The organism is Lysobacter sp. yr284 (genome assembly GCF_900107375.1).
In the GTDB taxonomy this organism is placed as follows: Bacteria; Pseudomonadota; Gammaproteobacteria; order Xanthomonadales; family Xanthomonadaceae; genus Lysobacter.
This window is the reverse complement of the sequence record NZ_FNPT01000013.1, coordinates 33104-46816: the sequence shown is the minus strand read 5'-3', so window position 1 is coordinate 46816 and position 13713 is coordinate 33104. Positions and strand designations below refer to the sequence as shown.

Sequence of the window (13713 nt, the reverse complement as noted above, 5' to 3'; positions counted from 1 at the left end):
AGTCGGCGCCTTACTGTTGCCGCAGCGCCTCGATCGGGTCCAGCTGCGAGGCCTTGCGCGCCGGGTAATAGCCGAAGAACAGGCCGGTGGCGATCGAGAACCCCGCCGCCAGCGCGATCACCTGCCCGTTCAAGGCCACCGGCAGCGCGCCGATGCGGCCGACCAGCAGGGTGCCGACGATGCCGATGGCGATGCCGAGCGCGCCGCCGATCAGCGAGATCAGCATCGCCTCGGCCAGGAACTGGCGCTGGATGTCGCCCGGCCCGGCGCCGACCGCCATGCGCAGGCCGATCTCGCGGATGCGCTCGGTCACCGACACCAGCATGATGTTCATGATGCCGATGCCGCCGACGATCAGCGAGATCGTCGCCACCGCGCCGAGCAGCAGCGACATCAGCCGCGTGGTCTGGGTGCGGGTGGCCACCACTTCGGCGATGTTGCGCACGCTGAAGTCGTCGTCGCTGCCGGGCTGGATCTTGTGGCGCTGGCGCAGCAGCCCTTCGATCTGCTCCTGCGCGTAGGACACGTCCTCGGCGCGGCCGACGCCGACCGCGATCTGCATCACCGCGCCGTTGGGCAGACCCATCGCGCCGAGCATGCGCCGGCGCCCGGTTTCCAGCGGCACCAGCACAACGTCGTCCTGGTCCTGGCCGAAACCGCCCTGCCCCTTCGGGTTGAGCGTGCCGATCACCGTGTACGGCACCCGGCCCAGGCGCACGGTCTGGCCGATCGCGTCCTCGTCGCCGAACAGCGAGCGGCGCACGGTCTCGCCGAGGATTACCGACTTGGCGCCGCTGCCGTAATCGCGCGCCTCGAAATTCGAGCCCGCGCCGATGGTCCAGCCGTTGATGTCGAAGAAGTCCGGCTGCACGCCCTGCCACTGGGTCGACCAGTTGTTCTCCGCGTACACCGCCTGGGTGCCGCCGCGCAGCGAGGCGGCGACGTACTGCACCTCGGGCACTTCGTTGCGGATGGCCTCGGCGTCGGCCTCGGTCAGGGTGAAGAAGCTCGACGAACTCAGCCGCACGCCGCCGGTGCCGCGCCCGCCGCCGCCGGAGCTGATGTCCAGGCGGTTGGAGCCCAGGCCCGAGACCAGCTTGTCGATTTCCGACTGGGTGCCCTGGCCGACCGACACCATCACGATCACCGCGGCGATGCCGATGATCACGCCCAGCGAGGTCAGCGCGCTGCGCAGCCAGTTGCCGCGCAGGGCGAACACCGCGGTGTGCAGCGTTTCCAGGAAGTTCATGCGTCGCGCTCCTGCTCGTGCAGTTCGCCGTCGCGCATCACGAAGATGCGGTCGGCGTGCGCGGCGACGTCGGGGTCGTGGGTGATCAGCACCACGGTGTGGTCGTGCGCCTGCAGGCTCTTGAACAGCGCCAGGATCTCCTCGCCGGTGCGGGTGTCGAGCGCGCCGGTGGGTTCGTCGGCGAGCAGGATCGGCGGGCGGTTGATCAGCGCGCGCGCGATCGCCACGCGCTGCTGCTGGCCGCCGGACAGTTCGCTGGGCCGGTGCCCGGCGCGCTGGCCCAGGCCGACCGCGTCCAGCGCCTCCTGCGCGCGCTGGGCGCGTTCGTCGCGGCGCACGTTGGCGTAGCCCATCGGCATGGCCACGTTCTCCAGCGCGTTCATCCGCGGCAGCAGGTTGAAGCCCTGGAACACGAAGCCGATCTTGTCGCGGCGCAGGATAGCGCGCTCTTCCTTGTCGAGCGTGGCGACATCGACGCCGTCGCACAGGTACACGCCGCTGGTGGGCGTGTCGAGGCAGCCGATCAGGTTCATCAGGGTCGACTTGCCGGACCCCGAGGGCCCCATGATCGCGACGAACTCGCCGCGGGCGATGCGCAGGTCGACGCCGTGCAGCGCGATCACCTCGGCCTCGCTGCCGGGCGAATAGACCTTGCCCAGCGCGCGCGTCTCGATGACCGCGGCGGCCGGCGTTGCGGCCACGGCGCTCATTTCGCGCCGCGTCCGCTGCCGACGACGACCTCGTCGCCTTCCTCGATGTTGCCCGAGACCTCGGTCCAGCTGCCGTCGCTGGCGCCGACCCGCACCGTCACCGCTTCGGGCTTGCCGGCGACCAGCTTGTACAGCGGCGCCCGCCGCGCGCTGACCAGCGCGCCGACTTCGCTGTCCCAGGTCTGCTTCTGGGCGTCGCTGAGCGTCGCCCGGAACGCGCCGAACTGCTGGTTGAAACGTTCCAGCATGCGCTGGCGCGCGGCGCCGGAAACCGCGCCGGCGGCGCGATTGCGGTTGTTGTTGTTGCCGCCACCGCCGCCCGGCCCGCGCCCGCCCATGATCAGGTTCGGCGCGGCGCCCGCCGGCGGACCGCCGCTGGCGCCGCCCGCGGCCGCGCCGCTGCGCGCGGCCATGCGCTGCTTCATCTGTTCCAGCGCGGCGTCGAACGCGGCGCGCTGGTTGGCGTCGAGCTTGAGCTGCTCGGCCACCCGCGGCAGGTCGTTGCCGAGGCCGCCGCGCTGGCCGCCGGCGCCGCCGGCGGGCGCGCCGGCCGCGGCCGCGGCATCGTCGTCGGGCTTGTAGCGCAGCGCGGCGTTGCCGACCCGCAGCACGTCGTCGCGGTGGCTGACCTCGATCTCGGCGTTGGCGGTCATGCCCGGCAGCAGCACGCCGTCGGCGTTGTCGACCGCGACCACCACCGGATAGGTGATCACGTTGCTGGTGTTGGTCGCCGACAGCCGCACCTGCTGCACGGCGCCGCGGAACTTGCGGTCGGGGAAGGAATCGACGGTGAAGTTGACCGCCTGGCCCGGCTTGACCTGGCCGATGTCGGCCTCGTCGATGGCCAGCACGATCTCCATCTTCGACAGGTCCTCGGCGATCTGGAACAGCACCGGCGCCTGCAGGCTCGCGGCCACGGTCTGGCCGGGCTCGATGCTGCGGGTCAGCACCACGCCGTCGACCGGCGCGCGGATCACCGTGCGCTGCAGGTTCAGGCGCGAGGTCTGGGTCGAGGCCAGTTGCTGTTCGATCTGCGCCTGGGCGCCGTTGAGCTGGGCGCGGGCCTGCTCGAGCGCGGCGCGGGCCAGGTCGGCGTCGCTGCGCGCGATCAGCTGGTCCTTCACCAGCGAGGACTTGCGCTGGTAGTCGAGCTCGGCGTTGCGCAGGGTCGCCTGCGCGGTGGCCAGCGAGGCGCGGGCGTTGGCGACCTGGGCGTTGCCCTGGTTGATCTGCGCTTCGTAGGTGGCCGGGTCGATGCGCGCGATCACCTGGCCCTTGGTGACGTGGTCGTTGTAGTCGGCCAGCACGTCGATCACCTGGCCGGAAATCTGGCTGCCGACATCGACGGTGGAGATCGCCGACAGCGCGCCGGTGGCGGAGATGGTCACGCGGATGTCGCCGCGCTCGATCTTGGCGGTGCGGTAGGCGCCCGCCGCTTCCTGCGCGCTGCGCTGGCTGTAGAAATGCCAGCCGACCCCGGCCAGCGCCAACACCGCCACGGCGATGGCGGCGCGCTTGGGCCAGGGCGACTTGCGCGGGCGCACGGTGGGCGCGGGGCGGGGCGAGGACGGCTTGGCTGCGCTCATGGGCTCGGGACGGTGGGTTCTGCGGGTGCCAACGCGCATGGTCGGATCGGGTTGACAGCGTAGCGCCGCGCCGCGCCGCGCACGGTGACGGCATTCAGTTTGGCCGGCGGCAACCGGCCGCGGCAAGGCGATGTCGGCTGATGGATGCGGCGACGCGGGCGAGCGTCGCGCGAGCGCCAGGATCGGCTAGTTGCCGATCACGCCTCGGGCACCCGCGGCGCCGGCGCGAGCGGCACCGCCGGCGGGGGCGGCGGCAAGCCCGGCTTGAACCGGATCACCGCGGTCGTGCCCTGCCCTGGCGCGCTGGTCAGGGTCACCGGCCAGCCGAAGCGCTCGCCGAGCCGGCGCACGATCGACAGGCCCATGCCCTTGCCGTCGCCGGCGGAAAAGTCGGCGCGGTAGAACGGGGTGAAGGCCTTGGTCAGGGTTTCCACCGACATGCCGATGCCGGTATCGCGGATCTCGATGCTGTCGCGGCCCAGGCGCACATCGATGCGGCCGCTGTCGGTGAAGCGCACCGCGTTGCTGAGCAGGTTGCCGATCATCACCCCCAGCGCGTGCGGCGGCGCGGTCAGGCGCGGGCCGCCCTCGTCGTAGAGGTGCAGCTCCACCGGCTTGCCGTTGAGCAGCGGCAGGATCCGCTCCATCTCGTTGTCGACGATGTCGCGCACCGCGAATTCCTCCGACTGCGGCTCCACGTCGGATTCGCGCGCCAGGATCAGGAAGGCGTCGATCACCGCCTCCATGTCGCGCCCGGCGCGCTGCACCCGCAGCAGCGAGCGCTGCGCGCGCACCGGCGTGTCCGGGTCGGCCAGCATCAGGTCGGTGGCGACCCGGATCACGGTCAGCGGCGTGCGCAGTTCGTGGCTGGCGTCGCGGGTGAAATCGCGCTCGCGCTGGACGAAGTCGCTGACCCGTTCGGCCAGGCCGCTGAGCGCGCTCGACAGCCGGCGCACTTCGCTGCCGGGGTCGTAGGGGAATTTGATCGGCTCGATCAGGCTGGTGTCGGGATCGCGCGGGTCCCATTGCGAGACCACGTTGGCCAGCCAGCTCACCGGCGAGACCAGCCGCTTGGAGGTACGGTAGGTATGCCAGGAGATCAGGTACGTGGTCAGCAGCGAGAACAGCAGCGAGAACAGGCCGGTGTAGAGGATCGCCTCGTCGATCAGCGAGGTCGCGTAGACCAGGTAGAAGCTGCCGGCCTCGCGCCGGTCCACCAGCACCACCTTGCCGCCGCCCGGCAGGTTGTGCAGGCCCGAGCCGACCCCGCGCATCTGCGCCGGCAGCACCGAGTCGCTGGCGCCGGTCGGCACGAAATGGCCGCGCGTGGTCGAGGTGCGCGGCAGCGGGTAGGCCGGGTCGTGCTTGCGTCCGTCCCAGAAGTCGTCGGCCTCGCGCTGCATGCGCTGCTCGAGGACCACATGGCGCACCGCCAGGCCCGCCAGGAGAATGCCCAGCGTGATCGCTATGCTGCCGATCAAGGCCTGCAGAATGAACGCAAGCTTGATCTTGCGCGGTAGCCCTTGCGGCATGGCGGTGGCGGCGAACCGGTCCAATCAGTCCGGCGGCTGCGAAATATCCGCTACCCGGTATCCGGCGCTCTGCACGGTGTGCAGCAATTGTTTGTCGAAGGGCTTGTCGATGGTCTTGCGCAGGTTGTACAGATGGCTGCGCAAGGTGTCCGAGTCTGGCAGGCCGTTGCCCCAGATCTCGCGCTCGATCTCCTGCCGGCTGACCACGCGCGGCGATTCGCGCATCAGGATGGTCAACAGGCGCAGGCCGATCGGCGAGAGCTGCAGTTCGCTGCCGCCGCGGGTGACCCGCAGGCTGGCCGGGTCGAGCACCAGGTCGGCGACCTTGAGCACCTCGCCGCCGACCTGGCGGCGCTCGCGCCGGATCAGGGCGCGCAGGCGCGCTTCCAGTTCCTGGATCGCGAACGGCTTGGTCAGGTAGTCGTCGGCGCCGGCGCTCAGGCCGGTGAGCTTCTCGTCGAGGGTGTCGCGCGCGGTCAGCATCAGCACCGGCGTCGACTTGCGGGCCTCCTCGCGCAGCTTCTTGCACACCTCGATGCCGTCCATGCGCGGCAGCATCAGGTCGAGCACGACCACGTCGTAGCTGTTCTCCGTCGCCAGCCGGTATCCGTCGAGACCGTCGGCGGCGTAGTCGACCTCGAAGCCGCGGCTTTCCAGGTACTCGCCCACCATCTCGGAGATATTGCGGTTGTCTTCGACGATGAGGACCAGGCCCCCGTCTCTCGTACCCTGCATGCAGCCCCTCCGGCGTCCTTCAGTTTTGTGAAGAGTGCCCTCCACAAGGTGGACGGTTCGTGAAGGCGATACTGTAGGGCCATCACACACCACCCCTTCCGGCCCTTGCATGCCCGCCGATCGTCTCTCTTCCCTGGTCTACCCCGTCCTGCTCCTGCTCGGCTCCAACATCTTCATGACCTTCGCCTGGTACGGGCACCTGAAGTACAAGTCCGCGCCGCTGACGGTCGCCATCGCGGTCAGCTGGGGCATCGCCCTGTTCGAGTACTGCCTGCAGGTGCCGGCCAACCGGCTCGGCAGCGCGGTCTATTCGGCGCCGCAGCTCAAGGGCATGCAGGAGGTCATCACCCTGCTGGTGTTCGCCTGTTTCTCGATCTGGTACCTGGGCCAGCCGCTGAAGTGGAACCACTGGGCCGGGTTCGGGCTGATCGTGGTCGCGGCCTGGCTGATCTTCCTGGACTGACCGCCGCGCCGACGCCCCCCCCGCACCCGCACCCGAGCCGACGATGGCCCGCCTCGACCCGCCCCCGGCGCCGCTGCGCATCGGCCTGAGCCTGCGGGCCGTGGTCGGGGAGTACCTGCGGCACGGCCGGCTGCTGTCGACCGCCGCGTTCGGGCTCGACCCGCAGCGGGACCTCGACGCCGCGCTGGCGCAGGGCTGGGAGCGTTCCACCGACCAGGCATCGGCGACCGAACAACTCGAACGCGACCTCCGGCTGCGCCACCGCGGCGGCTGGCGGCCGCTGACGCTCAAACCGTTCTACCTGCGCGGGCATTACTTGGGTGCGAGCCTGGACCTGTGGCGCGGCCTGCCGCTGGCGCAGGCGCTGCCCTGGCTGCGCGGCCTGCGGCCGGCACCGACGCTGGAATGGTTCCACTTCGTCGGCGCCGACCAGGGCGCCGTGCTGGTCGACGGCCGCACCGGCCTGCATTTCCTGCGTCGCGGCCGGCGTTTCGCGCTCACTGCCGTGGACGCCAGTCTCGCGGCCGCGGCCGACGATCCGGACCTGCCCGGCGGCTTCGACAACGGCCGGTGGCTGCGCAGCCTGATGACGCCCTGCGACGACCCGGCGCACTGGCGAGCGCTGGCCGCGCAGGACGCCGATCCGCGCGCGGCCTTGCAGGCGATCCGCGAGATCGCGCCTTACCTGCCGCGACGTTGAGCGCGACGGCCCGGCGCCCGATCCCGCGGCCGGGCGGGCGTCGTCACGGCCCGCAGGTCGAGACCACCTCGACGTCGCGTTCCCAGGCGCGGCCGCGGAGATCCAGGCTGAGCCGGCCCTTCCACACCGTGCGGGTCGACTCCTCGCCCTGACGCGCGCGGGCCGCCTCGGCCGGCGCCACCGCGCGCCAACCCTCGCCGGTCTCGACATACAGACGCGGCGCCTGCAGCTGCAAGCGCGCCGACACCCGTTCGGCCGGTAGCGTCCAGCGCAGCAGCGCGCCGCGATGATCGCGCAGGGTCTGCGATTCGACATCGCCGGCGCCCTGCCGGCGCAGCGCCAGCGGCTTGCCGCCCAGCGACAGGTAGAGCGCCGGCCAATCCGACAGTTCGCCGGTCTCGTCCTCGCGCGCGCGCCACACCGTCGCCACGCGCCGGCCCGAGCCGATTTCGCCGTTGCCGTCGGCCCACACGTCCACCAGCGGACAGGTCTTGCTGTCGGTGGCCTGCTCCAGCCACGTCGAGACACGCAGCGGCAGGTCCGGCGCGGCGGGGGCGGCCGCGTTTGCGGTGACGCAGGCCAGGCCGAAAGCGAGCGAGATCGGGATTTTCACGGACGGCATCCTTGCAGGGCGCGCACGGCGCGGCGCCGCCATTTTCGTACGAAACCCGCGGCGGTCAGAACCTGATCTTCCCGGTCAGGATGTCCTTGAACATCACCCAATCGCCGGCGAAGGAATACAGCGGGTGCTTGAAGGTCGCTGGCCGGTTCTTCTCGAAGAAGAAATGCCCGACCCAGGCGAAGCCGTAGCCGCACACCAGCGCGGCCAGCAGCAGCCACGGCCGCCCCTGCGCGATCGCCAGCGCCAGCAGCGCCAGCACCCCGCAGCTGCCGATGAAGTGCAGGCGGCGGCTGGTGCGGTTGCTGTGTTCGCTGAGGTAGAACGGGTAGAACTCGCGGAACGTCTGGAAGCGCTGGCTCATGTGCGGCTCCTCGCGCCGGCGGCGCACCGTAGTCTCATTGCCTCACCATAGCGCGGCCGGCCGCGCCGGAGTGTCGTCGATGCGACATTCGCCCGGCGCCAGGGCGACGCGGCCGCCGCTCAGCGCAACTGTCGCGCCACCTGCCGCTGGCGCAGCCACATCGCCACGCCGAACAGCATCAGCAACGCGCCCATCGCGGTCACCGCGTTGAACCAGTCGCGCTCGCCGGCCACGCCGAAATACACCAGCACCGCGCCCAGCAGCAGCGGGAACCCCACCGCGACCGCACTGCCGCGCCGGGCCAGGCGGTAACCGACTTCGCCGTTGGCGATCAGGGCCTCGGTGCGGCCGACCCGCCGCTCGCATTCCTCGCTGCAGGCCAGCGGCGGGCCGAGATCGCGCGCGCATTGCGCGCAGACGCCGCGGCCGCAGGAGCGGCAGATGCCCAGCGCGGGTTCGGGAGCGTGGCGAAAGCACTGCATGGATGCGACTTCGGCGGCGACCGGCCCATCCTGCGCCCGCGCCGTGGGCGGTTCAAGCCGCGACGGTCGGAGCCGGCAGAACCCGCATCGTCGTGCAGTCCGACCGGGCCGCCGCCCTCTGCGACGAACGTGTCGGGACCGGCCCCCTTCCCACCAAAGCTCAGGCCGTGCGCGGCGCGAACATGATCACCGCCATGCCGGCAAGGCATAGCGCGGCGCCGAGCAGGTCCCAGCGGCTGGGCTTGACCGCATCCACCCACCACAGCCAGAAGATCGCGACGGCGACGTAGACGCCGCCGTAGGCCGCGTAGATCCGGCCCGAGGCGGTCGGATGCAGGGTCAGCAACCAGGCGAACAGCGCCAGGCTGGCGGCGGCCGGCAGCAGCAGCCAGGCGCTGCCGCCCTTGCGCAGCCACACGTACGGCAGATAGCAGCCGACGATTTCGGCGACGGCGGTGAGCAGGAACAGCAGCAGGGTCTTGAGCATGGCGGCGACCGGAAAGGAGAGCGTCGGGCCTGAAGGCCGTCCCACAAGAGCGGCGACGCGGGCAGGCAAGCGGGCACTGCGGCGACGGCGATTCCGGTAGCGCGCGAAGGCCCGGCGGCCGTGTCGGAACGTTAGCGCGCGACGCGAAAGCCACGCCGCCCTGGCGGGAGGGCCTTCAGGCCCGACGCCTTACGCTCAGGTCGCCGGCCGCCCCACCGCGCTCACTCGCCGCGTTCGGCCCGCTTGGCCTGTTCCCAGTATTCGTCCTGCCGTTCCAGCGGCAGTTCGGCCAGCGCCATGCCGTCCTGCGCGGCCTGCAGTTCCATCGCGCGGAAACGGCGTTCGAACTTGAGGTTGGCGCGGCGCAGCGCGGCGCCGACATCGACCTTGGCGTGGCGGGCGAGATTGGCGCAGACGAACAGCACGTCGCCGATCTCCTCCTCCAGCCGGTCGCGCGCGGCCGCATCCTCGGGCGCGGCGGCGACCGCGTCGAATTCGACCCGCACTTCCTCGATCTCTTCGTGCAGCTTGGCGATCACCGGCGTCGGCGCCGGCCAGTCGAAACCGACCGTGGCGGCGCGCTTTTGCAGCTTCACCGCGCGCTGCCATTCCGGCAGGCCGCGGGCGATGCCGGCCAGGGCCGAGGCGTCGGCCTCGCCGGAGGCCGCGCGCTCGCGCCGCTTGAGTTCTTCCCAGGCCAGCGTCTGCGCCTGCGCGTCCTCGACGCTGGCATCGCCGAACACGTGCGGATGCCGGCGCACCATCTTGTCGCTGATCGCCGCGACCACGTCGTCGAACGCGAACGCGCCCTCCTCCTGGGCCATGCGCGCATGGAACACCACCTGCAGCAGCAGGTCGCCGAGTTCGTCCTTGAGCGCGCCGCGGTCGCCGCGGTCGACCGCGTCGGCGACTTCGTAGGCTTCCTCGATGGTGTACGGCACGATGCTGGCGAAGGTCTGCTCGATGTCCCACGGGCAGCCGCGCTGCGGATCGCGCAGCCGCGCCATGATCTCCAGCAGGCCGGCGAGGCCGGGCGGCAGGTTCAGCACCTCAGCCATCCTGCCAGGCCCTCCACGGCAGCGCGGTGTCGCCCACGGCGATGAAGTCGCCGTTGAGCAGGCCCTGGCGCTGGTTGTAGCGGAACGGCCGGCCCTGCGGGTCCACCAACGCGCCGCCGGCGGCTTCGAGCACGCACTGGCCGGCGGCGGTGTCCCACTCGCTGGTCGGGCCGAAACGCGGATACAGGTCCAGCGAGCCCTCGGCGATGCGGCAGAACTTCAGCGACGAGCCCAGGCTGACCATGGCGATGCCGCCGGGCGCTTCGCGGTGGGCGCGGGCGAGGAAATCGTCGCTGCGCTGGCTGTGGTGCGAGCGGCTGGCGGCCACCCGCAGCGGCTGCGCCGGCGGCGCCTGCACCTGGATGCGGCGCTCGTCGTCGCCGTCGCGGCGATAGGCGTGGCCGCCGCGCGCGCCGTGCCACAGCGCGCCGCCGACCGGCGCCAGCACCAGCCCGAACACCGCCTCGCCGTTCTCGATCAGGGCCAGATTCACCGAGAACTCGCCGTTGCGCTTGACGAACTCGCGGGTGCCGTCGAGCGGATCGACCAGCCACAGGCGGTCCCAGCCGTGGCGCTGCTCGGCGCCGACTTCGTCGGCCGATTCCTCCGACAGCACCGGAATGTCCGGGGTCAGCCGGGCCAGGCCGGCGACGATGGTGTGGTGCGCGGCCATGTCGGCGGCGGTCAGCGGCGAGGCGTCGGCCTTGCGCTCGACCGCGAACTCGCCGTCGTAGATCTCCAGGATCGCCGCGGCGGCGGCGCGGGCGATGGCGACGGCGCCTTCGACCAGCGCGGCGTCGACGACCAGGGGGGCGGCGGCGCTCACGGCGCGATCTCCGCGCCGGCCGCCGGATCGACGGCCTCGGCCGGCGGCGGCGCGGGCTCGCCGTGGCTGAGCCACTCGCGGGCGATGAACAGCGCGGCGATGCTGCGGCCTTCGGAGAAGTCCTCGCGCAGGATCAGTTCGTGCAGGCGGTCGAGCTTCCACGGAATCACGTCCAACTCCTCCGGTTCGTCGCCGGGCAGGCGCTCGGGATACAGGTCGCGCGCCAGCACCAGGTAGGCCTGGTGGATCATGTAGGTCGGCGCCAGGCTCAGCGAACGCAGCACGGTCAGCGAACGCGCGCCGTAGCCGGCTTCTTCCTTGAGCTCGCGGTCGGCGGCCTCGATGGCGCTCTCGCCGGCGTCGATCCGGCCCTTGACCAGGCCCAGCTCGTAGCGGTGCACGCCGGCGGCGTACTCGCGCACCAGCAGGACGGTTTCATCGTCGAGCATCGGCACCACGATCACCGCGCCGGGGCCGGCCGCGCGCGGGCGGCCGAGCAGGCGCTCGTAGCGGCGGCGTTCGCCGTTGGAGAACTCCAGGTCGAGCGATTCCATCCGGTAGCCGGAGGCGTCGTGCTCGACGACGTTGTGGACGATCGGCAGCCGCCGGCTCACGGCGCGGCTCCGGACGGCGCGCGCAGCGGCGCCACGGGCGGAAGGCGGAAAGGCACCATAGGGGATGCGAGAATAGGGGGATGCGAGAGATCACTCACGACCCCCAGATGCTAGCAGAGCCCGGCAACGCTGCGGCGGACGCCTGGCGCGAACGCGACTTGAACGTGCTGTGGCACCCGTGCACCCAAATGCGCGAACACCCGCACACCCTGCCCTTGCTGCCGATCGCCAGCGGCCGCGGGCCCTGGCTGATCGGCCAGGACGGCCAGCGCTACCTGGACGCGATTTCCAGTTGGTGGACCAACATCTTCGGCCACGCCGAGCCGCGCATCGCCGCGGCCATCGCCGAACAGGCGCGGACCCTGGAACACGTGATCCTGGCCGGCGTTTCGCACCCGCCGGCGGTGGAACTGGCCGAGCGCCTGCTCGCCATCGCTCCGCGCCAGGCCGGGCGCGCGCCGCTGGCCAAGGTGTTCTACGCCGACAACGGCTCGGCCGGGGTCGAGGTGGCGTTGAAGATGGCCTTCCACTGGTTCCGCAACCGCGGCGAGGACCGGCGCACCAAGTTCGTCGCCCTGGAGAACGGCTACCACGGCGAGACCCTCGGCGCGCTGGCCGTCGGCGACATCCCGCTGTACCGGCGCATCTACGCGCCGCTGCTGATCGAGTCCCTGTTCGCGCCCTCGCCCGACGCCTACCAATGCGAACCCGGCCAGAGCCCGGCCGAGCGCGCGCGCCAGGCCGCCCAGGCTTTGCGCGAACTGCTCGAACGCCATGCCGGACAGGTCTGCGCGATGATCCTGGAGCCGCGCGTGCAGTGCGCCGGCGGCATGCGCATGCACGATCCGCAGTACCTGCGGCTGGCGCGCGAGATCTGCGACGAGCACGGCGTGTTCCTGATCGCCGACGAGATCGCGGTCGGCTTCGGCCGCACCGGCACGATGTTCGCCAGCGAGCAGGCCGGGGTCATGCCCGACCTGCTGTGCCTGTCCAAGGGCCTGACCGGCGGCTCGCTGCCGCTGGCGGCGGTGCTGGCCACCCAATCCATCTACGACGGCTTCCTCGACGACTCGCGCGAGCGCGCGTTCCTGCACTCGCACAGCTACACCGGCAACCCGCTGGCGTGCGCGGCGGCGCTGGCGAGCCTGTCGATCTTCGCCGAAGACGATGTGATCGAGCGCAACCGCGCCACCAGCGCGCGCATGGCCGAACTGGCCGCGCCGCTGGGCGCGCACGCGCACGTGGCCGAGCTTCGCCAGGCCGGCATGATCGTCGCGTTCGAACTGACCCGCGGCGGCGACAAGCGCACGCCGTTCGACCCGGCCGCGCGCATCGGCCTGCGCGCCTACCGCGCCGCGCTGCAGCGCGGCGTGCTGCTGCGCCCGCTCGGCGACGTGCTGTACTGGATGCCGCCGTACTGCGTCGACGAAGACGCCCTGCAACTGCTCGCGCGGACCACGCGCGAAGCCATCGACCACGCCATCGCCGAGGCCGACGCATGAGACTGACCCGCGTGCACGTCGAAACCGAACTGGCGCCCGGACGCGAGGTGGCGTTGCCGGAAGGCCCGGCCACGCATCTGGCGCGGGTGCTGCGCCACGAGGTCGGCGACGCCTGCGTGCTGTTCAACGGCGACGGGCGCGATTACCACGGCCGCATCAGCGCAGTGGGCAAGCGCGAGGTGCGGGTAGAGATTGTTTCGGCCGAAACGGTCGCGCGCGAATCGCCGCTGCGGTTGGTGCTGCTGCAGGGCGTGGCGCGCGGCGAGAAGATGGACCTGATCCTGCAGAAGGCGACCGAACTGGGCGCGAGCGCGTTCCATCCGCTGTGGTCGCAGCGCAGCGAGGTCAAGCTCGACGCCGCGCGCGCGGACAAGCGCCTGGCGCATTGGCGCAGCGTGGTCGCCTCGGCCTGCGAGCAGAGCGGCCGGGCGGCGGTGCCGGAGGTGGCCGCGCCGCTGGCGCTGGCCGCGGCGCTGGCGGCGCTGGCGCCGGGCGGGCTGCGGCTGATCCTCGATCCGGACGGCGAACTGGGGTTCTCGACCCTGCAGGTGGACGCAGCCGCGCCGGTGCTGCTGGCGATCGGGCCGGAAGGCGGCTGGTCGCCGTCGGACCGCGAGCAACTGCGCGCCGCGGGGTTCCAGGGCTTGCGCCTGGGGCCGCGGATCCTGCGCACCGAGACCGCGGGATTGGCGGCGATCGCGGCGCTGCAGGCCAGGTTCGGCGATCTGGCTTGAGGGACTGTCGCAGCCGACAGGAAAGCGTCGGGCCTGAAGGCCCTCCCACCAA

At 71.6% G+C, this 13713-nt stretch carries 15 protein-coding genes and 1 pseudogene; 4 read left to right on the top strand and 12 right to left on the bottom strand.

The genetic code is table 11. The annotated features are described in order from the left end of the window. Positions 1–10: 10 nt before the first annotated feature. The 5 genes from BLV01_RS17505 to BLV01_RS17485 form a co-directional block, all read right to left on the bottom strand. On the bottom strand, positions 11–1249 hold the full coding sequence (locus BLV01_RS17505; RefSeq protein ID WP_091802635.1) for an ABC transporter permease: 1239 nt from the start codon (positions 1247–1249) through the stop codon (positions 11–13). Beyond that, positions 1246–1959 carry an ABC transporter ATP-binding protein gene (locus BLV01_RS17500; protein WP_091802632.1) on the bottom strand — a complete coding sequence of 238 codons (714 nt, stop codon included), beginning with the start codon at positions 1957–1959 and terminating at the stop codon, positions 1246–1248. The genes BLV01_RS17505 and BLV01_RS17500 overlap by 4 nt, the downstream gene beginning before the upstream one ends. After that, entirely contained in the window at positions 1956–3545 is a 1590-nt protein-coding gene (locus tag BLV01_RS17495) for an efflux RND transporter periplasmic adaptor subunit (protein ID WP_091802629.1), read from the bottom strand. The genes BLV01_RS17500 and BLV01_RS17495 overlap by 4 nt, the downstream gene beginning before the upstream one ends. Positions 3546–3742: 197 nt before the next feature. Next, complete coding sequence (locus BLV01_RS17490; RefSeq protein WP_091802824.1) at positions 3743–5077, bottom strand: sensor histidine kinase; 1335 nt, start codon at positions 5075–5077, stop codon at positions 3743–3745. 24 nt (positions 5078–5101) lie between these two features. Next, on the bottom strand, positions 5102–5812 hold the full coding sequence (locus BLV01_RS17485) for a response regulator transcription factor (RefSeq protein ID WP_057948657.1): 711 nt from the start codon (positions 5810–5812) through the stop codon (positions 5102–5104). A gap of 109 nt (positions 5813–5921) precedes the next feature. Between BLV01_RS17485 and BLV01_RS17480 the strand changes: the two genes are divergently transcribed. Further along, positions 5922–6275: a DMT family protein gene (locus tag BLV01_RS17480; protein ID WP_091802626.1), complete on the top strand. Its 354-nt coding sequence runs from the start codon at positions 5922–5924 to the stop codon at positions 6273–6275. Positions 6276–6318: 43 nt separating this feature from the next. Then, the gene (locus BLV01_RS17475; RefSeq protein ID WP_091802623.1) at positions 6319–6975 is read left to right on the top strand and encodes a hypothetical protein; all 657 of its coding nucleotides are present in this window, start codon (positions 6319–6321) and stop codon (positions 6973–6975) included. Between the two features lie 43 nt (positions 6976–7018). Here BLV01_RS17475 and BLV01_RS17470 read toward each other — a convergent pair whose 3' ends face one another. From BLV01_RS17470 to nudE, 7 genes and pseudogenes are all read right to left on the bottom strand, one after another. Further along, entirely contained in the window at positions 7019–7588 is a 570-nt protein-coding gene (locus BLV01_RS17470) for a hypothetical protein (RefSeq protein ID WP_139178821.1), read from the bottom strand. A gap of 64 nt (positions 7589–7652) precedes the next feature. Beyond that, positions 7653–7958 carry an Mpo1-like protein gene (locus tag BLV01_RS17465; RefSeq protein ID WP_091802617.1) on the bottom strand — a complete coding sequence of 102 codons (306 nt, stop codon included), beginning with the start codon at positions 7956–7958 and terminating at the stop codon, positions 7653–7655. A 119-nt stretch (positions 7959–8077) separates the two neighbouring features. Further along, the gene (locus tag BLV01_RS17460) at positions 8078–8440 is read right to left on the bottom strand and encodes a hypothetical protein (RefSeq protein ID WP_091802614.1); all 363 of its coding nucleotides are present in this window, start codon (positions 8438–8440) and stop codon (positions 8078–8080) included. A 160-nt stretch (positions 8441–8600) separates the two neighbouring features. Then, the gene (locus BLV01_RS17455) at positions 8601–8927 is read right to left on the bottom strand and encodes a YnfA family protein (protein ID WP_091802612.1); all 327 of its coding nucleotides are present in this window, start codon (positions 8925–8927) and stop codon (positions 8601–8603) included. Positions 8928–9148: 221 nt separating this feature from the next. Further along, positions 9149–9985 carry a nucleoside triphosphate pyrophosphohydrolase gene (gene mazG / locus BLV01_RS17450; protein WP_091802609.1) on the bottom strand — a complete coding sequence of 279 codons (837 nt, stop codon included), beginning with the start codon at positions 9983–9985 and terminating at the stop codon, positions 9149–9151. Beyond that, positions 9978–10793 (bottom strand): 3'(2'),5'-bisphosphate nucleotidase CysQ, encoded by an 816-nt coding sequence (gene cysQ / locus BLV01_RS17445; protein ID WP_091802821.1) that lies wholly within the window; start codon positions 10791–10793, stop codon positions 9978–9980. The genes mazG and cysQ overlap by 8 nt, the downstream gene beginning before the upstream one ends. An 86-nt stretch (positions 10794–10879) precedes the next feature. Continuing rightward, positions 10880–11425: pseudogene (gene nudE / locus BLV01_RS17440) on the bottom strand (ADP compounds hydrolase NudE); the annotation flags it as partial. A 107-nt stretch (positions 11426–11532) separates the two neighbouring features. Here nudE and bioA point away from each other — a divergent pair. Both bioA and BLV01_RS17430 read left to right on the top strand, forming a co-directional pair. Continuing rightward, positions 11533–12927 (top strand): adenosylmethionine--8-amino-7-oxononanoate transaminase, encoded by a 1395-nt coding sequence (gene bioA / locus BLV01_RS17435; protein WP_217633532.1) that lies wholly within the window; start codon positions 11533–11535, stop codon positions 12925–12927. After that, positions 12924–13661, top strand: a complete 738-nt coding sequence (locus tag BLV01_RS17430; protein ID WP_091802602.1) for a 16S rRNA (uracil(1498)-N(3))-methyltransferase — start codon at positions 12924–12926, stop codon at positions 13659–13661. Before bioA ends, BLV01_RS17430 begins: the two co-directional genes overlap by 4 nt. Positions 13662–13713 lie beyond the last annotated feature (52 nt).

What these genes read in the sequence shown, in the direction of transcription:
- BLV01_RS17500 (WP_091802632.1), bottom strand. Translation starts at nt 1,959, where the DNA reads ATGAGCGCCGTGGCCGCAACGCCGGCCGCCGCGGTCATCGAGACGCGC.
- BLV01_RS17460 (WP_091802614.1), bottom strand. Translation starts at nt 8,440, where the DNA reads ATGCAGTGCTTTCGCCACGCTCCCGAACCCGCGCTGGGCATCTGCCGC.
- BLV01_RS17430 (WP_091802602.1), top strand. Translation starts at nt 12,924, where the DNA reads ATGAGACTGACCCGCGTGCACGTCGAAACCGAACTGGCGCCCGGACGC.
- BLV01_RS17465 (WP_091802617.1), bottom strand. Translation starts at nt 7,958, where the DNA reads ATGAGCCAGCGCTTCCAGACGTTCCGCGAGTTCTACCCGTTCTACCTC.
- bioA (WP_217633532.1), top strand. Translation starts at nt 11,533, where the DNA reads ATGCTAGCAGAGCCCGGCAACGCTGCGGCGGACGCCTGGCGCGAACGC.
- BLV01_RS17495 (WP_091802629.1), bottom strand. Translation starts at nt 3,545, where the DNA reads ATGAGCGCAGCCAAGCCGTCCTCGCCCCGCCCCGCGCCCACCGTGCGC.
- BLV01_RS17505 (WP_091802635.1), bottom strand. Translation starts at nt 1,249, where the DNA reads ATGAACTTCCTGGAAACGCTGCACACCGCGGTGTTCGCCCTGCGCGGC.
- BLV01_RS17475 (WP_091802623.1), top strand. Translation starts at nt 6,319, where the DNA reads ATGGCCCGCCTCGACCCGCCCCCGGCGCCGCTGCGCATCGGCCTGAGC.
- BLV01_RS17480 (WP_091802626.1), top strand. Translation starts at nt 5,922, where the DNA reads ATGCCCGCCGATCGTCTCTCTTCCCTGGTCTACCCCGTCCTGCTCCTG.
- BLV01_RS17455 (WP_091802612.1), bottom strand. Translation starts at nt 8,927, where the DNA reads ATGCTCAAGACCCTGCTGCTGTTCCTGCTCACCGCCGTCGCCGAAATC.
- BLV01_RS17490 (WP_091802824.1), bottom strand. Translation starts at nt 5,077, where the DNA reads ATGCCGCAAGGGCTACCGCGCAAGATCAAGCTTGCGTTCATTCTGCAG.
- BLV01_RS17485 (WP_057948657.1), bottom strand. Translation starts at nt 5,812, where the DNA reads ATGCAGGGTACGAGAGACGGGGGCCTGGTCCTCATCGTCGAAGACAAC.
- mazG (WP_091802609.1), bottom strand. Translation starts at nt 9,985, where the DNA reads ATGGCTGAGGTGCTGAACCTGCCGCCCGGCCTCGCCGGCCTGCTGGAG.